24 protein-coding genes are annotated in these 21,087 nt (G+C 72.7%); 23 read left to right on the forward strand and 1 reads right to left on the reverse strand.

Annotated features, from left to right (window positions below; translation table 11 throughout):
- The first annotated feature begins 1 nt into the window (after window position 1).
- The 9 genes from OG247_RS42675 (at window position 2) to OG247_RS42715 (ending at window position 6,857) form a co-directional block, all read left to right on the forward strand.
- Window positions 2-670, forward strand: coding sequence for a TetR/AcrR family transcriptional regulator (locus OG247_RS42675; RefSeq protein WP_327257891.1), 669 nt, complete (start codon window positions 2-4; stop codon window positions 668-670).
- Window positions 667-1,269 (forward strand): CGNR zinc finger domain-containing protein, encoded by a 603-nt coding sequence (locus OG247_RS42680; protein ID WP_327257892.1) that lies wholly within the window; start codon window positions 667-669, stop codon window positions 1,267-1,269. Before OG247_RS42675 ends, OG247_RS42680 begins: the two co-directional genes overlap by 4 nt.
- Window positions 1,270-1,630: 361 nt before the next feature.
- Window positions 1,631-2,158, forward strand: coding sequence for a hypothetical protein (locus OG247_RS42685; protein WP_327257893.1), 528 nt, complete (start codon window positions 1,631-1,633; stop codon window positions 2,156-2,158).
- A 173-nt stretch (window positions 2,159-2,331) separates the two neighbouring features.
- On the forward strand, window positions 2,332-3,183 hold the full coding sequence (locus OG247_RS42690; protein ID WP_327257894.1) for a DUF4097 family beta strand repeat-containing protein: 852 nt from the start codon (window positions 2,332-2,334) through the stop codon (window positions 3,181-3,183).
- A 55-nt stretch (window positions 3,184-3,238) separates the two neighbouring features.
- On the forward strand, window positions 3,239-4,246 hold the full coding sequence (locus OG247_RS42695; RefSeq protein WP_327257895.1) for an ATP-binding cassette domain-containing protein: 1,008 nt from the start codon (window positions 3,239-3,241) through the stop codon (window positions 4,244-4,246).
- On the forward strand, window positions 4,243-5,028 hold the full coding sequence (locus OG247_RS42700; protein ID WP_327257882.1) for an ABC transporter permease: 786 nt from the start codon (window positions 4,243-4,245) through the stop codon (window positions 5,026-5,028). The genes OG247_RS42695 and OG247_RS42700 overlap by 4 nt, the downstream gene beginning before the upstream one ends.
- A 91-nt stretch (window positions 5,029-5,119) precedes the next feature.
- Window positions 5,120-5,956 carry an alpha/beta fold hydrolase gene (locus OG247_RS42705; RefSeq protein WP_327257896.1) on the forward strand — a complete coding sequence of 279 codons (837 nt, stop codon included), beginning with the start codon at window positions 5,120-5,122 and terminating at the stop codon, window positions 5,954-5,956.
- Window positions 5,949-6,518 (forward strand): TetR/AcrR family transcriptional regulator, encoded by a 570-nt coding sequence (locus OG247_RS42710; RefSeq protein ID WP_327257897.1) that lies wholly within the window; start codon window positions 5,949-5,951, stop codon window positions 6,516-6,518. The genes OG247_RS42705 and OG247_RS42710 overlap by 8 nt, the downstream gene beginning before the upstream one ends.
- A gap of 171 nt (window positions 6,519-6,689) precedes the next feature.
- Entirely contained in the window at window positions 6,690-6,857 is a 168-nt protein-coding gene (locus tag OG247_RS42715) for a hypothetical protein (RefSeq protein WP_250744256.1), read from the forward strand.
- Window positions 6,858-6,945: 88 nt separating this feature from the next.
- On the opposite strand, the gene OG247_RS42720 is transcribed toward OG247_RS42715, so the two are convergent.
- Window positions 6,946-7,962, reverse strand: coding sequence for a helix-turn-helix transcriptional regulator (locus OG247_RS42720; protein ID WP_327257898.1), 1,017 nt, complete (start codon window positions 7,960-7,962; stop codon window positions 6,946-6,948).
- A 300-nt stretch (window positions 7,963-8,262) separates the two neighbouring features.
- Here OG247_RS42720 and OG247_RS42725 point away from each other — a divergent pair, with 300 nt between their 5' ends.
- The 14 genes from OG247_RS42725 (at window position 8,263) to lanKC (ending at window position 21,085) form a co-directional block, all read left to right on the forward strand.
- Window positions 8,263-8,454 (forward strand): hypothetical protein, encoded by a 192-nt coding sequence (locus OG247_RS42725; protein WP_327257899.1) that lies wholly within the window; start codon window positions 8,263-8,265, stop codon window positions 8,452-8,454.
- A gap of 173 nt (window positions 8,455-8,627) precedes the next feature.
- Complete coding sequence (locus tag OG247_RS42730; protein WP_327257900.1) at window positions 8,628-9,614, forward strand: LLM class flavin-dependent oxidoreductase; 987 nt, start codon at window positions 8,628-8,630, stop codon at window positions 9,612-9,614.
- A gap of 161 nt (window positions 9,615-9,775) precedes the next feature.
- Window positions 9,776-10,858 (forward strand): daptide biosynthesis RiPP recognition protein, encoded by a 1,083-nt coding sequence (gene mpaB, locus OG247_RS42735; protein WP_327257901.1) that lies wholly within the window; start codon window positions 9,776-9,778, stop codon window positions 10,856-10,858.
- Window positions 10,858-11,685: a daptide-type RiPP biosynthesis methyltransferase gene (mpaM, locus tag OG247_RS42740; protein ID WP_327257902.1), complete on the forward strand. Its 828-nt coding sequence runs from the start codon at window positions 10,858-10,860 to the stop codon at window positions 11,683-11,685. Before mpaB ends, mpaM begins: the two co-directional genes overlap by 1 nt.
- The gene (mpaD, locus tag OG247_RS42745; RefSeq protein WP_327257903.1) at window positions 11,685-12,989 is read left to right on the forward strand and encodes a daptide-type RiPP biosynthesis aminotransferase; all 1,305 of its coding nucleotides are present in this window, start codon (window positions 11,685-11,687) and stop codon (window positions 12,987-12,989) included. The genes mpaM and mpaD overlap by 1 nt, the downstream gene beginning before the upstream one ends.
- Window positions 12,986-14,191 carry a daptide-type RiPP biosynthesis dehydogenase gene (gene mpaC, locus OG247_RS42750; RefSeq protein WP_327257904.1) on the forward strand — a complete coding sequence of 402 codons (1,206 nt, stop codon included), beginning with the start codon at window positions 12,986-12,988 and terminating at the stop codon, window positions 14,189-14,191. The genes mpaD and mpaC overlap by 4 nt, the downstream gene beginning before the upstream one ends.
- Window positions 14,192-14,274: 83 nt before the next feature.
- Window positions 14,275-14,421: a daptide-type RiPP gene (locus tag OG247_RS42755; RefSeq protein ID WP_254387522.1), complete on the forward strand. Its 147-nt coding sequence runs from the start codon at window positions 14,275-14,277 to the stop codon at window positions 14,419-14,421.
- A 76-nt stretch (window positions 14,422-14,497) separates the two neighbouring features.
- Window positions 14,498-14,644: a daptide-type RiPP gene (locus OG247_RS42760; protein ID WP_243336478.1), complete on the forward strand. Its 147-nt coding sequence runs from the start codon at window positions 14,498-14,500 to the stop codon at window positions 14,642-14,644.
- Between the two features lie 55 nt (window positions 14,645-14,699).
- Window positions 14,700-14,849: a daptide-type RiPP gene (locus OG247_RS42765; RefSeq protein ID WP_327257905.1), complete on the forward strand. Its 150-nt coding sequence runs from the start codon at window positions 14,700-14,702 to the stop codon at window positions 14,847-14,849.
- Window positions 14,850-14,905: 56 nt separating this feature from the next.
- Window positions 14,906-15,055: a daptide-type RiPP gene (locus OG247_RS42770; protein WP_327257905.1), complete on the forward strand. Its 150-nt coding sequence runs from the start codon at window positions 14,906-14,908 to the stop codon at window positions 15,053-15,055.
- A gap of 239 nt (window positions 15,056-15,294) precedes the next feature.
- Window positions 15,295-16,101, forward strand: a complete 807-nt coding sequence (locus tag OG247_RS42775) for an ABC transporter ATP-binding protein (protein ID WP_327257906.1) — start codon at window positions 15,295-15,297, stop codon at window positions 16,099-16,101.
- Window positions 16,094-16,834: an ABC transporter permease gene (locus tag OG247_RS42780; RefSeq protein WP_327257907.1), complete on the forward strand. Its 741-nt coding sequence runs from the start codon at window positions 16,094-16,096 to the stop codon at window positions 16,832-16,834. Before OG247_RS42775 ends, OG247_RS42780 begins: the two co-directional genes overlap by 8 nt.
- Window positions 16,835-16,928: 94 nt before the next feature.
- Complete coding sequence (gene mpaP, locus OG247_RS42785) at window positions 16,929-18,572, forward strand: daptide biosynthesis intramembrane metalloprotease (protein ID WP_327257908.1); 1,644 nt, start codon at window positions 16,929-16,931, stop codon at window positions 18,570-18,572.
- Window positions 18,573-18,604: 32 nt separating this feature from the next.
- Window positions 18,605-21,085, forward strand: coding sequence for a class III lanthionine synthetase LanKC (gene lanKC, locus OG247_RS42790; protein WP_327257909.1), 2,481 nt, complete (start codon window positions 18,605-18,607; stop codon window positions 21,083-21,085).
- Window positions 21,086-21,087: the final 2 nt, after the last annotated feature.

A 21,087-nucleotide genomic window follows, 5' to 3' on the forward strand; every position in this document is an offset into this window, starting at 1 on the left:
CATGGCGCAGCAGGAGCGAGCCGAGCGGACGCGCCGGGCTCTGATCAACGGCGCCGCCAAGGCCATCGACCTCTACGGCTACGAAGGGGCCTCGCTCGCCGTCATCTGCACCGCCGCGGGAGTGACCAAGGGTGCCTTGATGTACCACTTCCCCGCCAAGGACGACCTGGTCAGGGCGGTGCGCACCGAAGCCCGGCAGACGGTCGTCGGCACGCTGGCCGCGGTACCGCACCGCGGGATCCGGCCCTTGCAGGCCGCCGTCGACATGACGCACGCCGTCGCCGGGCGGCTCGGTCACGACCCCGTCGTACGGGCGGGCGCGCGGCTGACCCGGGAGTTCGTGCACTACCCCGACGGCAGCGTCTCCTGGACCGACGCCGTCCGCGAGGAGCTGGCCGACGCCCTGGCCGGCGCGGCCGACCCCTGGGGGACGGCCGCACAGCTCGTGCACTCCCTGATCGGGATGGACGTGTGCCTGCGCGGGGAGAAACACCGCCCGGGCGATTCCTGCGGGCCGCTTCGCGGGCACCTGACCCGGCTGTGGCAGCTGATCCTGCCGGGGATCCTCGCGGCGCCGCAGGCCGTGGAGCTGTACCGGGTCGAGGGCTCGTCGCCGTACTGCGCCTTCGTGACCGTCCCCGAAGGCGTGCGTATCGGGCCGCGGGGATGAGCGTGGACCGCGTGGCGGCGGCGACCACCGGGGTGGGCGTCCCCGATCCGCGTCCGCTGACCGGCGAGCCGCTCAGCCTGGACCTCCTCAACACCCACTGGCACGACCGGTACGGCCGCCACGACCTGCTGGACTCCACCGCCGGCCTCGCGTGCTGGCTGGCCGGGTCCCGGGTGGCCGCCGCGTACGCCGGCGGCGAGCTGTGTGCCGACCGGACCACCCTGGCCGCCGCCCGGGCCGCCCGCTCCGCGCTGGCCGGCGTCGTCGGGCGCGCCGACGCGGGGCCGGTGGCGCTCGACACCTTCAACCGGCTGCTCGACGCGGGCCGCGTCCGCCGGCTGCTCACGGCCGCCGGGCCCGTCGAGCGGCTGGAGGTGCCCGACTCGGGCCACCTGCTCGGGTACCTCGCGGCGGCGGACCACCTCCGGCTGCTCAGCACGGCGGGGGACCGGGTGCGGAGTTGCGCGAACCCGAGCTGTGGGCTGCGCTTCCACGACGTCAGCCGCAATGGCACCCGCCGGTGGTGCACGAGCACGGGCTGTGGCAACCGCGCGAAGGCGGCCCGCCACTACGCGCGGCGGACGGCGGCCCCGTCCTGACCCGGGCCCCGCTGCGGGGTGGCCGCTGCGCGGCGCGGAGTCCCCTACCCGCCCTTCGCCCGTTCCCCGGGTTCTGCCCGGACCCGTTGCCGCGTGCGGCGCCGTTGCCGGGGGCCAGCCCCCGGCCCCCGCTCCTCAAACGCCGGAGGGGCTGGATTTTGCCTGGCGTCAGCCTGTACGTGCATGCGGCTGGATTGCCCGCAGAGCAATTCGCGCAGCGGTGACGCCGCCCTGGCGTCACTGTGGCGCATGATGGCGTCATCGCGCTGACCAGGGGTTTCATGGTTCGCCATGTCGCTGTTCGGCAGAGTGGTGCCACATTGGCTCGACATGGCGCCACGCCTGTGCCATGCTGTGCGACATGGACCTCACGCCCTACGTCGCCACCCTCCGCCAAGAGCTCGCCGTCGCCGCCGAGGCCGGCGGCGACGAAGCCCGCAAGCTGGCCGAGAGGCTCACCGCGCCTCTGGAGTCGGCCACCCGGCTGACCCTGCTCAACGTGCTCTCCGCCGCGATGGACGAGATCACCCGCGAGCTCGCCCCGGGCTCGGTCGACGTACGACTGCGCGGGCTCGACCCCGAGTTCGTGGTGACGGTTGCGGCGGGCGAGAGCCACGCCCCCCTGGAGCCCGCCACCGCCGCTGCGTTCGCCGAACCGCTCGCGCCGCACGCATCCCCCGACGGCGACGAGGGCGGCACCGCCCGCGTCAACCTGCGGCTGCCGGCCCACCTCAAGACCCGCGCCGAGGAGGCCGCGAGCCGCGAGGGGCTCTCGGTCAACGCGTGGCTGGTGCGCGCCGTGTCGGCCGCGGTCGACGGCGGCGCCCGGCCGCGCACGGCGGAGAAGTCCAAGAGCGTGGGGCAGAGCTTCACGGGCTGGGTCCGTTAGCCCGGCTCGATCACTGCACCGCACCGCACCGCACTGCACCGCACCGCACTGCACCGCACTGCACCGCACTGCACCGCACTGCACCGCACTGCACCGCACCGCACCGCATCAGTTCTCCCACACCACGTCCCACCAGCGGGGACGCCCAGAAGACTCAAGAGGACGGGACAGCCATGCCTTCTTTCGACACCTCCGAAGCGATCTCGGTCACCGCACACGTGGAGGCCGGCTCCATCCAGTTCACCGCGGGCGACCGCCTCGACACCGTCGTCGCGGTGCAGCCCCGGGACCCGAAGCGTGACAAGGACGTACGGACCGCCGAGCAGACCGAGGTCACGTTCGCGGGCGGCGTGCTGACCGTCAGGACGCCCAAGTCCAACCCGTTCGGCAAGCCCGGCATCGTCGACGTGACGGTCGAACTGCCCACGGGCTCGCACGTCGACACGACCGGGTCCTGGACCCAGGTGCTCGGCGAGGGCCGGCTCGGCGAGGTCCGGGTGAAGACCTCGTCCGGCGATGTCCGCCTCGACACCACCGGCCCGCTCAAGCTGACCGCGTCGCACGGCTCGATCACCGTGGACCGGGCCGAGGGCGCGACCGAGATCACCACCAGCTCCGGCAGCCTGCGCCTCGGCTTCGTCGACGGCCCTGCCGTCCTGAAGAACTCGCACGGCACCACGACCGTCGGAGCCGCCATCGGCGAGCTGCGGGTGAGCGGTGCCAACGGTGACATCGAGATCCGGCGCGCCGAGGACTCGGTCACCGCGAAGACCGCCCACGGCACCCTGCGGGTGGGTGAAGTCGCCCGCGGCACCGTGGAGTTGGAGACCTCCTACGGGGCCATCGAGGTCGGCGTCCGCGAGGGCACGGCCGCCTGGCTCGACGTCAGCTCGGGCTCCGGCCAGGTGCGCAACACGCTCACCGCGTCCGGGAGCCCGGAGGGGAGCGCGGACACCGTCAAGGTCCGCGCCCGCACGAAGTACGGCAACATCGACGTCCGCCGCGCCGTCGTCGCCGGGGCCTGACCGCCTCTCATTCCGCTCGACTCCCCCTAACTTCAGCCTTCGAATGGAGGGCCTCATGCCTTCTTCTGTCATGTCCACATCACATCGAGCCGGCGGTCACCCGTCTCCGGCAGCCGTCTCCGCCGTCGGTCTGCGCAAGTCCTACGGCGACAAATCGGTCCTCGACGGCATCGACCTGAGCATCCCGGCCGGCTCCGTGTTCGCCCTGCTCGGCCCCAACGGCGCCGGCAAGACCACCGTCGTGAAGATCCTGTCCACGCTCATCACCGCCGACGGCGGTCAGGCCCAGGTCGCGGGCCACGACATCGCGGCCTTCCCGGGCGGGGTGCGGGCGGCGATCGGTGTGACGGGTCAGTTCTCCGCGGTCGACGGGCTGATCACGGGTGAGGAGAACATGCTCCTCATGGCGGATCTCCACCACTTGTCGAAGGTGGAGGGGCGGCGGGTCGCTGCCGAGCTGCTGGAGCGGTTCGATCTGGTGGAGGCGGCGAAGAAGCCTGCTTCGACCTACTCGGGTGGTATGAAGCGCCGGCTCGACATCGCGATGACGTTGGTCGGTGATCCGCGGATCATTTTCCTGGACGAGCCGACGACGGGTCTCGATCCGCGTTCCCGGCACAACATGTGGCAGATCATCCGCGGGCTCGTCGCGGGCGGTGTGACGGTCTTCCTGACCACCCAGTATCTGGAAGAGGCCGATCAGCTCGCGGACCGTATCGCGGTGTTGAACGGCGGCAGGATCGCCGCCGAGGGCACTGCCGAGGAGTTGAAGCGGATGATCCCGGGTGGGCATGTGCGCTTGCGGTTCTCCGACCCGGGCGCCTACCGGTCCGCAGCTGCCGCGCTCGGCGAGGTCACCTTGGACGACGAGGCGCTGGCGCTGCAGATTCCCAGCGACGGTAGCCAGCGTGCGCTGCGCTCGATTCTCGACCGGCTGGACTCGGCCGGGGTGGAGGCGGACGAGCTGACCGTGCACATGCCCGACCTCGACGACGTGTTCTTCGCCCTGACCGGCACCACTCACCAGACCCTGCCCAGCCAGTCGAAGGAGAACGTCCGATGAGCTCTCTGTCCCTCGCGGTCCGTGATTCGTCCACGATGCTGCGCCGCAATCTCCTGCACGCCCGGCGCTATCCGTCTTTGACCCTGAATCTGCTGCTCACGCCGATCATGCTGTTGCTGCTCTTCGTCTACATCTTCGGAGATGTGATGAGTGCGGGCATCGGCGGTGGCAGCCGCTCCGACTACATCGCCTACCTGGTTCCGGGTCTGCTGCTGATGACGATCGGTTCGACCACGATCGGTACGGCGGTGTCGGTGTCCAACGACATGACCGAGGGGATCATCGCTCGTTTCCGCACGATGGCGATCCATCGGGGTGCGGTGCTCATCGGACACGTCGTCAGCAGCGTGCTCCAGTCGATCGCGTCCGTGGTCCTGGTGGGCGCCGTTGGCGTGGCGATCGGGTTCCGGTCCACGGACGCGACGGCCCTGGAATGGCTCGCGGCACTCGGGCTCCTGGTGCTGTTCGCCCTGGCGTTCACCTGGATCGCCGTCGGTATGGGGCTGATCAGCCCCAACGCCGAGGCCGCGAGCAACAACGCGCTCCCGATGATCCTCCTGCCGCTCCTGTCGAGTGCGTTCGTGCCGGTCGAGGGGATGCCGGGCTGGTTCCAGCCCATCGCCGAGTACCAGCCCTTCACCCCGGCCATCGAAACCCTGCGCGGTCTGCTCCTGGGTACCGAGATCGGCAACAACGGCTGGCTCGCCGTCGCCTGGTGCCTGGGCCTCGCCGTCCTCGGCTACTTCTGGTCAGCCGCAAAGTTCAACAGTGACCCGAAGTAGAGGTGGGGGTTGACCGTCAAAGCTAATCTCATTAGCTTGCGAGTGACAGGCATTAGCCACAGTGTGAATCACTGCTCCTGAGGGACGGGTCATGACGGAGTTTCTGAGCATCGACGGCGGGCGGCTCGCGTACGAGGTCACGGGCGAAGGCTCGCTGGTCCTGCTCGCCCACGGCATGGGCGACAACCGCGCGGCCTACCGCGAGACCGCCGCCCTCCTCGTCACCGCCGGATACCGCGTCGCCTCCACCGACCTGCGCGGACACGGGGAATCGAGCACCGGCTGGGCCTCGTACACCCGCACCGACGTGGCGGGCGACCTGCTCGCCCTGATCCGGCACCTCGGCGGACCGGCCGTCATCGTCGGCCACTCCTTCGCCGGCGGCGCCGCCACCATCGCGGCGGCGCAGGAGCCCGCGCTCGTCGACGCGATCGTCGAGATCAGCCCGTTCACCCGTGCCCAGAAGATCGACTTCGGCGCCCTCGGCTCCAACGCCCGCTACCGCAAGGGCATGCTCCTGCTGCTCGGCACCGGCATCCTGCGCAGCGCCGGCCTGTGGAAGCGCTACCTCGACCACGCCTACCCGGGCGCCCGTCCGGCCGGTCACGCCGCCCACCTCGGGGCGCTCGTCGCCGACCTGACCCGGCCGGGCCGGATGGCCGTCGTCGCCAAGATGGGGATGTCCGCCCCCACCGACGCGGGCGCCCGCCTCGGCGACATCCGGTGCCCCGCGCTGATCGTCGAGGGCGACCTCGACTGCGACTGGGCCGACCCGGCCGCCGAGGGCGCGGCCATCGTCGCCGAACTGCCGGAGGGGCGCGGGCGCCTCGTGACGATCGAGGGCGCGGGCCACTACGCCCACGCGCAGTTCCCCGCCGAAACCGCCGCGGCCATCGTGTCCTTCCTGAAGGAGGCCGCCCGTGCCTAGGGCCTCGCTCTCGGCCGACGCGGTGGTCGACGTGGCGCTGGGCCTCGTCGACGCGCAGGGCCCGGCGGGCCTGACCCTGTCGGCGGTGGCCGGCCTGGCGGGCGTGGCGACGCCCTCCCTCTACAAGCACGTACGCAACCTCGCCGAGCTCCGCGACCTCCTGTCGGCACGGATCATGAACGAGATGGCGGACGAGATCGGCGTGGCGGTCATCGGCCGCTCCGCCGACGAGGCGATCCGCGCGTTCATGACGGCCTGGCGCGGCTACGCCCTGCGCCACCCCCACCGGTACGCGGCCCTGCTGCACAGCCCCCACCCCGAAGCTCGGACGGCCGAAGCCGGGGAACGGCTGATCACCATCCTCTTCGCCACCCTGCGCGCCTACGGCCTGGAGGACTCCGCGGCCGTCCACGCGGCCCGCTGCCTGCGCGCCACCGCCCACGGCTTCGTCTCCCTGGAAACCGGCGGCGGCTTCGCGCTGCCCGAGGCCCTGGACGAGAGTTACGCCCTGCTGACGCACATGGTCGTCACGGGCCTGCACACGCCGCGCACCGACCGCTGATCCGGCGGCGCGGGGGCTGTGCGCTGCGCAACGAGGCCTGGCTGGTCTTCCGGCCGGCTCGCAGCATGCTGCGAGCCGGAATGCCGGAAGCTGCACCCGCAACGGGGCCGGGCGGACGGGCCCCGCTGTCAGAGTGGAATGGCCATCCCCGCTTCCGAAGGAGCCACCACCATGGCCCAGACCCAGAAGAACCCGCTCGCCGTCACGACCGGTGTGCTGATCGCCCTCCTGGCCTCGTCCACCGTGCTGTTCGACGGCACCGCGCGGTACGTGGTCATGGGTGTGCTCGCCGTCGGCGTGCTCTCCTGCGCCCGCGCCCTCCAGCGTTCCCGCGCGTAGCCGTGGCCGTCTTAGCGGGAGTCCGCGTGGGAGGAGCACCTCCGACGCGGACTCCGTGCTTACCGGGCGGCCGCCACGGCCGCCCCGCTCAGATCCAGCCGCGCTCCCGCGCGAGCAGCGCCGCGTGGAACCGGTTCGACGCGTCGAGCCGGTGCATCAGCGTCGCCACGTACTTGCGGTACGTCCGCACCGAGATCCCCACGTCCCGCGCCCCGTTCTCGTCCTTGTCGGCCGTGCACAGCGACTCCAGGATCCGGCGCTCCAGTTCGGTCGGGCGCTCGCCCGACACCGCCGGCCCCTCCTCGTCCGCCACCGCCGGTATTTCCTGCGCCTGGCCCCACATCCGGTCGAAGAGGGACACCAGCGTGGTCACCAGGCCCGGTTCACGGGTCAGGAGCGCTCCCCGCTTGCTGTCGGAGGGATCGATCGGCGTCAGCGCCGCCGCCCGGTCGAAGATGAGGATGCGCTCCAGGTCGAGGCGGGACACCCGCACCTCCGCCCCCTTGCCGACCATCTCCCGCAGGTACGCCATCGTGGCCGGATCGTCCAGCGCGGCCGCCCCGAACAGGCTGCGCATCCGGATCCCGCGCCGCAGGATGCGGGCGTCGGCCGGCCGGGAGGTGTCGATGATCTCGGGCCGCATCACCCCGGAGGGCCAGGTGGTCATGGACTCCGACCGGGTGAAGAAGGTCAGCTCGTCGATGGCCGCCCGCACCTGCTCGATGCCCATCAGCCGTTCCATGGGGGGCCGGTCCGCCCCCGCGATCGCGTCCGAGGTCGTGGCCGCGTCCCGTTCCGCGAGCAGCGAGGCCACGATCGCGTCCGCCGCCGCTCTCGTCTCCAGCTCCTGCCGCATCCGGGCGAGCCGTGCGTCGATCAGGTGCTGCACCGCCTTGGCGGGACTGGCCGGGCGCAGCAGTCCGTCCGTCATCGCGGCGAGGCCGAGGGTCGTGGCCCGCTGCCGCAGGACGCGCACCGCCTCCTCGTCCAGATCGGCGTGCCGCACGAGCTGTTCGGGATCGGCGCCGCCGCTCCTGAGCAGGACGCGGTAGAAGCGTTCGTCCTCCGGATCGATATCGAGAAACGCCAGATCCGGATCCCCCATGGATTCCCCCAACGCCGTGGCCGGTCATTACCTGGCCTAGATCTACCTGTTACCCCGGGTCGAGGCTACGGCAATGATCCATTCCGCTTCCAGGTCCCGGCGCGGAAGGGGGCCGCGGACGGTGCAGTAAGTGACCTCGCGGAACGCAGCAAGCTGCGCGTGACAGCCCTCGAACGAAGCCTTTGCGAACGGCAGAGTTGTGGTCACAAGGAGCCGCCGGGAAAACACCGGAGGCCACCGGGACCGGGCGGGAAAAGGCCGGATCCGGGACTGACCGCAAATCAAGGGGGAACCACCGTGATGAAGCGCCTCAGCGTCACTCTCGCCGCCGCCGTACTGATCGGCCTGGCCGGTGCCGGCACCGCGAGCGCCGACGCTCCCGCCCCGCTTCCCACCCCTGGTACCCAGGTCTGCGTACCGCTTCCGGCGGGCCTCCCGCTCCCCGGTGTCTGTGTGATCATCCCGGGCCGCGACACCCACAACTGGGACTAGCACCTCCTCCCGGAGGGGCCTTCCGGAAGGGATCGGCACATGATCTCCGACCCGGAATTCCCCCCGGTGGCCCGTTCCCGCGGTATTCGATCTTCCTCGACGATTTCGATCTTCAATCATCCGGCTCCCGGGAAACGAACTCCCGGCCCCCGAGCACAAGGAGAGAAAGTCCGATGACCGCCTACTCGGTGCTCGTCCCCTTCGTACCGAGCCGCCCCGAGCAGCTCCTGCCCTTCGCCGGGCTCGTCCACTGGACCGGGGCCGAACGCCTCTGGCAGGGACAGAGCCTGGTCACCGAGACCCACCAGGCCTTCGCCCACGCCGCCGGCGCCGGATTCCGGGTCCCCGTCGGGCTCGGAGTGACCCTGATGCCGCTGCGCCATCCCACGGAGGCCGCCCTCCAGGCCCGTTCCCTCGCGCTGATGACGGGGCAGCCGGTCCTCGCCGGCTACGGGCCGGGAGCCCCCGCGGTGCAGAAGGCCCTGCTCGGAGCCCCGTACCGGAGTCCGCTCACCGCCGCCCGGGAGTACCTGACCGCGGTACGCGCCGCCCTCGACGGTACGGACGCGGTCCTGGACGGGGAGTACCTGCACCAGGAGGCGCTGCTCCCGCCGGTGCCCGGACCACCCGTCGAGATCGGGCTCGGTGTCCTGCGCCCCGGCATGGCGAGGGTGGCAGGCGAGGTCGCCGACGCGGCGATCTGCTGGCTCACCCCGGCCCGCTACCTGGCCGACACGATCGTGCCCGAGGTGCGCAAGAGCGCCGAGAGCGCGGACCGGCCGGCGCCCAAGGTGGTGGCCATGGTGCCGATCGCCCTGGCGGCCCCCGACCGGGACCCCGTACGCCTCGCCCTCGCCTCCAACCGGCACCACCTGAAGGCCGCGCACTACCAGGACATGCTCCGGCGCGGCGGTGTGGAACTCCCCGCCGCCACCGGTTCGGAGACGGAAGACGAGAGCGCGTGGGGCGCGGCCCTGGTCGCCGGCGACGCCTTCCTCTACGGGGAGCCCGCCGAACTCCTCGCGAAACTCGAGGCCTTCCGCGAGGCGGGCGTCGACGAGATCGTCCTCAACGTCACGGGCGTGGCCCAGCTGTACGGCGCCCAGGCCGCGAGCCGTGAACTGCGCTCGCTGCTCACGGTCCTCGGACTCGCCTCCTGAACCGAGGCGGCCCGGAACCCCCGCCCGCACCCCCGCACCTCCGCGCGCACGGCACCCCCTGCCCGTGCGCACGCCCCGGACTTCCGGCCCCGGCCGATCCCCCTCCTGCTTCGCGTCGTCAGGCGCCCGCGTCCACCCACGCACTCACGTTAGGCATGTTCATGACACTCACTTCCGTCAAGGCCCACGCCTTGCAGTGGGGCACCGGACGCCCCCTGGCCGCACTCGCCCCCCGCCCGCCGTTCACCGCGACGGTCGTCCTGGAGGACGCCGCCCACCTCGACGCCCTGCTCGGCAGCGGAGTGGCCGGCCCCGGCACCGTCGTCCTGGTCCCCGGGGACGAACCGACCGCCGAGCCCGAGCCGCACGAGGCCACCGGCTCCCAGGTCATCGTCTGGCAGGGCTCCCTCGGCGAACCCGGCGCGGAGGCCGGGCTGCACCCCGACTTCTACCTCCAGGTCCAGGCGTACTCGATCACCCCCTACCTCTCCGTCCTCGGGCCCACCCTGGTCCGCATCGTCGAGGAAGCCGACTTCCAGGCCTTCCTGGAAGACGCCGACCGGGCCCTGAACGACGGCGAGTTCTCCGCCTTCCTGACCCACCCCTCGGTCCAGCTCGCCGATCTCGGAGCCCTCGGCGGCAACGGCGACGGAGACGGCCCGGCCCTGCGCCTCTACGTCGACGCCGACGGCGCCGTCAGCGTCGCCCCCGGCGCCGCACCCCTCGGCCCCGTCGGCACCCCCGCCGCCGAACTGCACCGGGCCTGGGAGGACTCCACCGGCGCCCTGGCCGGCGTACTCGACGAGGACCTGCGCCGCGAGCAGCTCGCCGCCCGCCCCTGGATCTCCCGCTACCTCGCCGCCGTCGGCGCCATCCGCGAAGCCGTCACCCGAGGCCTGGAACACCCCCGCGTCTCCGGCTTCGGCGGGCGCCTCGTCCCCGCCCTCGCCGCCCACGCCGTCCCTCAGGACACCTCCGGCGGCACCCCGGTGCTGCTCTTCAACGCCGAACAGGCCCTGATCCACCACCCCGGGGACCGCCGCACCATCGCCCTCTCCCTCGACGCCGCCCAGGCCGCCGAAGCCCTGCTGGTCACCGGCTCCGCCCAGGCCGCCGCCGACCACGCCGACCCGGCCACCGTCGACGCCGTCGCCGCCTACTTCTCCGGCATCGGACTGCCCCTCACCGAGTCCGCCGCCCCCCGCACCGCCACCCCCGACACCGCGGAAGGAGCGACCCGCTGATGGGCGCCATGCTGCTCAGCCCCGCCGCCGCGGGCACCGGCCTCACCGGCCGCGCCGCCGAGGCCGTCGCCGAACTCGGAGACCGGGCCGTCCTGTGCGACCTCTACGACGAGGCCGGCGCCCCCGTCTACCACGACATCGCCGGCACCACCCCGCACGAGGTCCGCGAACTCCTCTCCACCCTGCGCCGCATCCCCGGCCCGGTCCTCGACCTGGCCGCCGGCTCCGGCCGGCTGACCTTCCCCTTCCTGGCCCTCGGCCGCGAGGTCACCGCCCTCGAACTCTCCGGCCACATGATCGGACTGCTCCGGGACCGGCTCGCCGCCACCCCGGCCTCGCTCCAGGGCCGCTGCACCCCCGTCCAGGCCGACATGAGCGACTTCTCGCTCGGCCGCCGCTTCGGCGCCGTCGTCCTCGGCACCACCTCCATCTCCCTCCTCCCGCCGGAGGCCCGACCCGGCCTCTACCGGTGCGTACGGGAACACCTGGCGCCCGGCGGCAGGTTCCTGCTCACCACCGTCGAGGTGGACGCCGCCGACGACGGCAGCGACGAGAGCGAGATCCTCGCCCCCGGCGAGATCACCGGCCGCTCCTACCGGATGATCGAACAGTGGACCTCGGGCAACAGCTCCCGCACGGTCACCGTCATCCCCGCGGACCCGCCGGCCGAAGGCCCCGTCCACGTCGCCACCACCACCATCGGCGTGATGCCCGCACCCCTGCTGGTCGCCGAGCTCGAAGCCGCCGGCTTCGCCATCCGCTCCACCACGCCCATCCCCGGCGGCGGCCGCCACCACGACGTCCTCCTGGAAGCCGAGGCCCTGTGATGACCACCGCCCTGCCCACCCTGACCGGACAGGACGAGGCTCCCGACCACGGCCACCCGGCCCTGTGGACCTCCCTGCTCCCGCCCTCCGCCCACGGCGACGACGGCATCTGCGCCGTCTCCGCCGAAGGGATGTACGTACGGTTCGCCGACGGAAGCGAACTCCTCGACGGCGACTCGGGCCTGTGGAACGCCAACCTCGGCCACGGCAACCGGCACATCGCCGAGGCCTGCCACCAGGCCCTGCTCAACGCCTCGTACCTGAGCGTCTTCCGCTACGAACACCCCTACGCCCGGCAGGCCGCCGAGGCCCTGGTGGAACTCTGCGGAGCCGACCACTTCGCCCGCGTCCTCTTCTCCACCTCCGGCGGCGCGGCCAACGACCTGGTCATGAAGACCGCCCGGCACTACCACGCCCTGCGCGGCGCCGAGAAGCGCAAGATCATCGTGGGGCTGCGCGGCAGCTACCACGGCCTGACCTTCGGCGGCTTCGCCCTCACCGGCGAGAACCTCGGCCAGCAGGTCTACGGAGTCGACCAGCGCCTGGTGCGCCACGTCACCCCCAACGACCCCGCCGACATCGAGAAGCTGATGCGGGCCCAGGGCTCCCAGATCGCGGCCGTCGTCGTCGAACCCGTCCTCGGCAGCGGGGCCGTCCCCCTCACCGACGAGTACCTCCAGACGCTCTTCCGGCTCCGCGAGGAACACGGGTTCCTGCTCGCCGCCGACGAGGTGGCCACCGGATTCGGCCGCACCGGATCGATGTTCGCCTCCCAGCGGTGGAGCGAACGCCCCGACCTGCTGGTCACCTCCAAGGGGCTGACCAACGGCACCTGCGCGGCCGCCGCCGTCATCGTCTCCCGGACCATCGCCGACGCCTTCCGCGAAGCCGACGCCACCCTGACCCACGGCGAAACCCAGGCCGGCACCCCCGTCACCTGCGCCGCGATCATCGCCACCATCGAGGAGATGCGCCGCCTCGACGCCGTCTCCCGGGGCCGGCGCGCCGCCGAGACCCTCGGCGCCCACCTGGACCGGCTCGTCGCCGAACACCCCCTCTTCGACTCCCACGACGGCCGCGGCCTCTTCCGCTCCCTGCGGATCGTCACCGCCGACGGCGAACCCCTCCCGCAGGCCCGGGTCCTCGACCAGATCACCGCCATCCGGGCGGCGGGCGCCATCGTCCACGCCGGAGTCCACGGCATCCAGATCATGCCGCCGCTCACCGCGACGGACGCCGAGATCGACGCCCTCATGGAAGCCGTCCGCCGCGGAGTCGAAAGCTTCTCCGGAGGACCGCGGTGAACATCGCCTGGTCCGGATCCACCCGGCTGCTCATCGGCCCCGAAGGGCTCAGCGACTGGCTGGCGGACTTCGACGACGCCCACCCGGCAGGGGGGAGCCGTCCCGTCACCGCCCTGCTCCTCGACCCGGCCGTCGCGAACTCCCGCATCACCGCCCTGGTGACCGCGGAACTGGACCGGGCGGGACACACCACCCACACCATCGTCCCCGACGGAGACGGAGGCCCGGACGAGATCCTCGCCCTGGCCGCCGCCACCGCCGACGCCGGACTCGTCGCCGTCATCGGCGGCGGAGCCCTCCTCGACCGGGCCAAGCTCCTGTCCGTGGCCCACGAGGACGAGCGGGCCCGCGCGGCCCTGCGCACCACCGGCCGCAGCGGACTGCTCACCCTGGACCCGCGCACCCGCCGCACCCGTCCGCTGCTCGCCGTACCCACCACCGTCGGCACCGGATCCGAACTCAGCCGGGTCGCCTGCCTGCCGCACAACAGCGGCAAACGGCTCGTCATGGGCGACGCCCTCGCCCCCGACGCGGCCCTGCTGGACCCGGCCGCCACCGAGACCCTGCCCGGCGAGCTGCTGATCGAAGGAGCCCTCGAAGCGGTCTTCCGCACCGTCGGCCCCTACGTCGGCAACCTGACCGACCGAGCCGTCGAGGACGCCCTCGCCCAGACCGCCGCCACCCAGCTGGTCCGCCTCGGCGGAGCACTGGCCCGGCAACTGGCCGACGGGCAGGCCCCCGACGCCACGCTCCGCACCGACCTGGCCCGGCTGAGCGGACTGACCCAGTCCACCTGGCTCTGCTACGGACGGGACCTGTTCAGCACCGAGGGCTGGATGATCGCCAACGAACTCTCCAGCGCCCTGGGCATCCGCAAGATGACCGCCGTCGCGGCCATCCTGCCGGCCCTGTGGCGGGCCGTCCTCGCCGGCGACACCCGGCTCGGCTCCGCCGCCCGCCTGCGGGGGATCTGGGAACTGCTCCGCTCGGCCGACAGCAGCGGCGACCCGCTGCCCGCCGAGCCGGTGGCAGGCATCAGCGCCCTGATGAACCGCTGGGGCATCGCCCGCGACATCGCCGTCACCCCGCAGCTGCTCGACGCGGTGGCCCGCAGGACCGTACGGGCCTGGGGCGCCGGCCTCCCGATGCTCGGCGGCCTGCGCGCGGCCGACGTCAACGCCCTGCTCAGCGAAGCGGCCTGAACTCCCGCTCCGCACCCACAGACTTCCGCGCCGGCTTGGCGCGGGGACCGCACCACCTCGCTTCCCAGATAAGGAAAACCGTCATGGACAACACGTTCGAGAACGTTGCCGCCGATGTGAACCACCTGGAGCTCGGCCTCCAGGAGCTCGAGGTCATGGAGGCCCCGGGCTGGTGGACGACCGGTGGCGTCGTCGTCGGCATCTCCCTCGTCTCGGTGGTCATGACCTGATCCGACCCGGATCAGCTCCACCCGCTCCACCCCCTACGTACGCCCCACCCGGACACCAGACAAAGAAGGAGTCGTCATGAACGAGAAGTTCGAAGCCCCCGCGGCCGACGTGAACCACCTGGAGCTCGGCCTCCAGGAGCTCGAGGTCATGGAGGCCCCGGGCTGGTGGACGACCGGCGGTGTCGTCGTCGGCATCTCCATCGTCTCCATCGTCGCCACCTGATCCAGCCCGCGGCACCACGCGTCAGTCACCGATCACCCAGAAGGAGAAAACAGCAATGAGCGAGCAGAAGTTCGACAACACCGCGGTCGTCGCGCAGGACGGCCTGGAGCTGGGCCTGCAGGAGCTCGAGGTCCTCGAGGCCCCCGGCTTCTGGGAGGGCGTGTCCATCGGCATCGCCATCTCCACGGTGACCATCGCCACCTGATCCGGCCTCAGCACCCACGCAGCACACCACCACTCGACACACGAAGGAGAACAGCCATGAGCGAGCAGAAGTTCGACAACACCGCGGTCGTCGCGCAGGACGGCCTGGAGCTGGGCCTGCAGGAGCTCGAGGTCCTCGAGGCCCCCGGCTTCTGGGAGGGCGTGTCCATCGGCATCGCCATCTCCACGGTGACCATCGCCACCTGATCCGGCCGCGGCAGCAGCCCGTACGCAGCAACGCACGGACGTGGAGCCGCACTCCGGATCGATGCGGACCGGGCCCGGCCGGGATTTTCCCGGCCGGGGCCCGGCCCTCGGCCCCACCCGAAGCACCCGAAGCACCCGAAGCACCGGAAGAGCCGGAAGAGCCGGAACGACCGGCAGAACCGGAAGAACCGGAAGAACCACCGCACCACCCACCCCTCCCCGGAAAGGACGCGGCAGCGATGAGCAGCAGCGACCCGGCCGTCTCGTTGAACGGTCTGACCAAGACGTACAAGGGCCTGCGCGCCGTCGACGCCCTGACCGTGGACATCCGTGCCGGCCGCGTCACCGGCCTGCTGGGCCGCAACGGCGCCGGCAAGACCACCACCCTGCGGATGCTGCTGGGCCTCGCCACCCCGACGGCCGGCACCGCGACCATCCTCGGCAAGCCGTACGCCGAACTCCCCGACGCGGCCCACCGCATCGGAGTCAGCATGGACGGCATGGGCGGCGTCACCGGCGCCACCGTCCGCGGCGAACTGCGCATCTGGTGCACCGTGCTGGGCCTGCCCGCCGGCCGCGCCGACCAGGTCATGGAGTACACCGGCCTCGACTACGCCGCCGACCGCCCGGTCAAGGGCTGCTCCACCGGCATGCGCCAGCGCCTGGCCCTGGCCACCGCCCTGCTCGCCGACCCGGAGATCCTCATCCTCGACGAGCCGGCCAACGGCCTCGACCCGGACGGCATCCGCTGGCTGCGCGCCACCCTGCGCACCCTGGCCCTGGGCGGCCGCACCGTCATCGTCTCCAGCCACCAGCTCGCCGAGCTCGAGCAGACCGTCGACGACGTCGTGATCATGCAGCACTCCCTGCGCTACGCCGGCACCCTCGACGACCTCACCGGCCACGGCGCGGCCCGCCTGGAGGACCGCTTCTTCGAGCTGGTCGACCCGGCCGCCACCGCCGTTCCCACCGCCGTTTCCACGGCCGTTCCCACCGCCGGCGCCACCGGCACCCGCACCCCGGAAAGGAACTACTCCCGTGCGTAACCTCATCGCCGGCGAAACCCGGAAGGCCCTGACCGGCCGCGCCTGGTGGGCCCTGCCGCTCGCGGGAGCCTGGCTGTGCCTGATCACCACCTTCGGATACGTCTCCGGAGGCGAGAAGGCCATCGCCGACGGGTCCACCTCCCTGGCCGTCGGCCAGGACGTGGCCCGTTCCTGGATGATGATGTTCCTGCTGGCGGCCGTCTTCGGCGCCGTCCACGTCACCCGGGACTACGCCTCCGGCACCATGGTCCGCTCCGCGCTCCTGGCCGGCTCCCGCTCCCGCCTCTTCGGCGCGAAGCTCGCCGTCGCCACCGCCGCCGGAGCCGCCTTCGGCCTGATCGCCGCCGCCCTCGGCGCGGTGAGCGTCTACCTCGGCCCGCTGCCCTTCGGCCTGGAGGCCGCCGCCGACGGCGAGACCGCCCTCATCCTGGTCGGCGTGTTCGCCTGCTGCACCCTGGCCGCCCCCTGGGGCGCGCTCATCGGCTGGATCGTCCGCAACCAGACCGGCGCCGTCGCCACCCTGATCGGCCTCACGCTCCTGGTGGACCCCGGGCTGCAGCGGCTGGTCCCCGAGGTCTCCAAGTACCTGCTGACCATCGCGATGAGCTCCGTCTACCGGGACGTGAAGCCGGACCTGCTCTCGCTGCCCTGGGCGTACGCGGTGATCGCCGCCTGGCTCGCCGCCGCCTTCGTCGCCGGCCGTCACCTGGTCCGCGCCCGCGACATCGCATAAGGGCGGTGTCGTTCGCGCCGGGCCGCACCGGTCCGTCCGGCCCCGACCCACCGGACACGTCCTCACCGCCCCCTTGATCCGAGGTGCTTCCACCATGTCCGCCAAAACCGCCTTCGCACCCGATCTGGAGCGGCCCCGCACCGCCGACGACGTGGCCGTGCGCGAACCGCTCACCGAAGACGCCCCCTGGGTGATCCAGCGCGGGGAGCACAAGCACTTCCGTACCGGCGAGGACCTCGCCCGTCTGGTCCGCCTCCTCGACGGAAGCCGCGACCACGACCAGCTCGCCGCCGAACTCGGCTCCCCCTGGACCACCGGCCACATCGGCCGCGCGGTCCGCAGCCTCGCCGACTCCGACCTCCTGGAAGACGGCCGGCCGGTCAAGAAGCCGGCCAGGGTCCGCTTCGCGGGCCCGCTGACCATCCAGTTCACCCTGGTCAAGCCCGAGCGGATGCTGCGCCGCCTCGCCCCGCTGGTCCGCCCGCTCGGCCACCGCGCCGTCCTCGGCGCGGCCGCGGCCGTCGTCCTCCTGGGCGTCCTGGCCCTCGCCGCCAGCGGGGCCACCCTCGGCGAGGCGCTCTCCCGCCCGATGCCCCTGTGGGCGTACGCCTGCGTGATGCTCGGCGTGGTCGCCACCACCGCCGTCCACGAGATGGCCCACGGAGCGGTCCTCACCCATCACGGCGGCACACCCAGCCGGATGGGCTTCATGCTCTTCTACATGTCGCCGGCGTTCTTCTGCGACGTCTCCGACGGCTGGCGGCTGCCCAGCGCCCGCCAGCGCGTCCAGGTCGCCCTCGCCGGCATCGCCATCCAGGCCGTCGCCGCCGGGACCGCCGCCCTCGCGGCCCTCGCCGTCCCCGCCGGACCGGCCCGCGAGACCCTGCTGCTGGTGGCCCTCGTCAACTACATGGTCTGCGTGGTGAACCTCCTCCCGCTGGTCAAGCTCGACGGCTACCTCGCCCTCATGAGTCACCTGGACATCTCCCACCTGCGGGAGAAGGCCATGACCGACGCCCGCCGGGCCATCGCCCGGATCGTCTTCGGGGGCCGCGGCTACCAGCGCGAACTGCCCGGCCGCGGCTGGTCCGTCCCGTACGGCATCGCCTGCCTGCTCTTCCCGCTGTACCTGGTCTCCAGCGCCCTGACCCTCTGGTCCGGGATCCTGCAGCGCCTCGGCATCGCCGGCTCCTGCATGATGGTCTGCGCGCTGGGCTACCTGCTGTGGCGCCTCGGCAAGGGCGCCGCCACCCTGGTCCGCGAAGCCGTCCAGGCAGGCGCCCGCCCCGCCCGCATCGCCGCCGCGGGAGTGCTCGCCACCGCCGGACTGGCCCTGGCCGCCACCCTCGTACAGATCCCCGCCACCGTCTCGGCCGGCTACACCACCGAACCGGACGGCAGCCTCAGCCTCCTCGTCCCCCGGGGCGGCGGCGGCTTCGACCTCACCGAGGGCACCACGGTCACCCTGCGCCGCTCCGGTCTCTTCTCCCGGCCGCAGACGGGCACCGCCACCCTCGGCGAGCCCACCGGCCACGACGTCCTCGCCCCGGTCACCGCCATGCTCCCCGTCGCCAGTGACCGCCCCTGGCTGGAGATGAAGGCGTACCCGCTGCACCGCGTCACCGCCACCCCCGCGCCGGACGGCACGGACCGCACCGGCGTCGCCGAGGTCCAGGCGGGCCACCACCCGCTCTGGAAGTGGTTCGCCGTCTCCTACCTCGGCCCGCTGCTCCCCTGACTTCTCCCGTACGCCGCCCACGGAGGCCCGCCATGTCCCTGCGACACGTTGCCCACTGCCCGCCCGGCACCCCCTTCTACGACCGTCCGGCCGCGATCACCGGCGCCGACGCCTTCCCGGCGGCCACCGCCGACGCCCCCGCCGGGTGGACCCGTGAGCCGATGGGGGAGTGGACCGTCCTGACCCCGCCGGGACTCGAACTCCCCGGCCAGGGCTGGAAGATCCACGTCTCGGCGACCGAGCGCACGGCCCCCGAGGTCCTCGACATCGTGAGCGCGTACTGCACCTCCCGCTCCCTGCTCTTCAAGTTCCTCACCAGCCCCTCCATGCTGATGCTGCGCAACAGCAAGTACGGGGACCGGGGCAGCAGCGGCAAGTTCATCACCCTCTACCCCCGCGACGAGGCGGAGCTGGAGACCGTACTGACCGAGCTCGACGCCCTCCTCGAAGGCCGCCCGGGACCGGCCGTCCTCAGCGACCTGCGCTGGGGCGCGGGCCCCCTGTACCTGCGCTACGGAGGCTTCAAGCTGAAGCTGGGCCCCGGACCGAACGGCGCCCCCGTGCCCTGCATCGAGGACCCCGAAGGCAACCTCGTCCCCGACGTGCGCGGCCCCTCCTTCCGCCCGCCGGCCTGGCTGGAACTGCCGCCGTGCGTGGTGCGGGCGCTGGCCGAACGGAGCCGGGGCGGCTCCCTCGGGGACTTCCCCTTCAAGATCACCCAGGCCCTGCACTTCTCCAACGGCGGCGGCGTCTACCGCGCCACCGACACCCGGGACGGACACGAGGTCCTGGTCAAGGAGGGCCGCCCGCACGCCGGCCTCGACGACGCCGGAGCCGACGCCGTGGAGCGGCTGCGCCGCGAGCACGACGCGCTGGCCGCCCTCGACGGACTGCCCTGGTTCCCGAGAGTCCTGGACTGGCGCCGCGGCGCCGAACACTGGTTCCTGACGCGGGAGTTCGTCGACGGCAACGCCCTGACCAAGGAGACCGCCGAGCGCAACCCGATGCTCCACCCGGTCACCGCCCGGGACACCGCCATGCCCGTGGCCGAGTACACCGCCTGGGCCCTGGACGTCCTCGACCGCATCGAGGCCGCCGTCACCGCCATGCACGAACGCGGCCTGGTCTTCGGCGACCTGCACCCCAACAACGTCCTGATCCGCCCCGACGGCACCGTCGCCTTCATCGACCTGGAGACCACCCTCCCCATCGAGGGCCACACCGGCCAGGCCATCGGAGCCCCCGGATTCTGCGCCCCCGCCGGCACCACCGGCACCGCCGTCGACCGCTACGCCCTGGGCTGCCTGCGGCTGAGCCTGTTCCTGCCGCTGACCCCGGTGATGTCCTTCACCCGCCACCGCTCCGAGGACCTCCTCGCGCAGATCGCCGCCTTCTTCCCGGTACCCGAGGGGTACGCCGACCGGGTCCGCGCCGACCTCGGACACGCCCCGGCGCCCGCCGGCGGCCCGCTGGCCACCCCCGAGCGCATCGCCACCGGCATCCTGACCTGCGCCACCCCCGAGCGCGAAGACCGCCTCTTCCCCGGCGACGCCGACCAGTTCCTGCACGGCGACGGTGGCCTCAACATCGCCAACGGAGCCGCCGGGGTCCTGTGGGCCCTGCGCGGCGCCGGTATCACCGTCCCCGAGGCCCACCTCGACTGGCTGGCGGACGCCGCCCGCGCCGTCACCACCCCGCGGCCGGGCCTCTACGACGGACTGGCCGGCATCGCCTGCGTCCTGCACGACTTCGGGCGCACCGACGCGGCCGCCGCCCTCCTCGACCGGGCGCACGGCCTGCTGCCCACCGCCACCCTGCGCGACGGCAGCCCCGACCGCAGCCTCTCCGGCGGCATCGCGGGCCTGGGCCTGGCCCTGCTGCACCTCGGCGAGGACGCGGCGGCCCGCGAACTCGCCGCCGCCCTCGTCAACAGCCCCACCCTGGAGGAACGCCCCGGCCTGCTCCGCGGAGCCAGCGGCGAGGCCCTCTTCCTGCTCGCCGCCGGCCGTGACGACGCCGCCCGCGTGGCCCTCGTACACGACCTCGAACTGTCCCGGCAGCCGCTGCCCACCCCCTGGCACCGGGTCCAGCTCGCCCACGGCGGAGCCGGGCAGGCCATCGCCGTCCACCACTACCTCGCCGCGCACCGGGACCCGTACCTGACGGCCGTCCACGACGCGCTGCTCACCGACCTCACGTCCCAGTTCCACCCGGCCTGCGGCCTGTTCACCGGCCGGGCCGGCGCGCTCGCCGCGCTGACCTGCACGGACGACGGCTCGGCGGCCACCGCCCGGGCTCTGGCCGAACTCCGCTCCGGCCTGGAACCGTTCGCGGTGGCCCACGAGAACGACCCGGACGCCACCGGCTTCCTCGGCGACCACCTGCTGCGCCTGTCCACGGACCTGGCCACCGGCTCCGCAGGTGTCCTGGCGGCGCTGACCGCGCCCCGCACGGCCGTCCTGCCCTATCTGCCCGCCCCGGTCCCGGCGGCGCCCGTCCCGGCCGCCCGCTGAAG

Source organism: Streptomyces sp. NBC_01244, from assembly GCF_035987325.1.
In the GTDB taxonomy this organism is placed as follows: domain Bacteria; phylum Actinomycetota; class Actinomycetes; order Streptomycetales; family Streptomycetaceae; genus Streptomyces.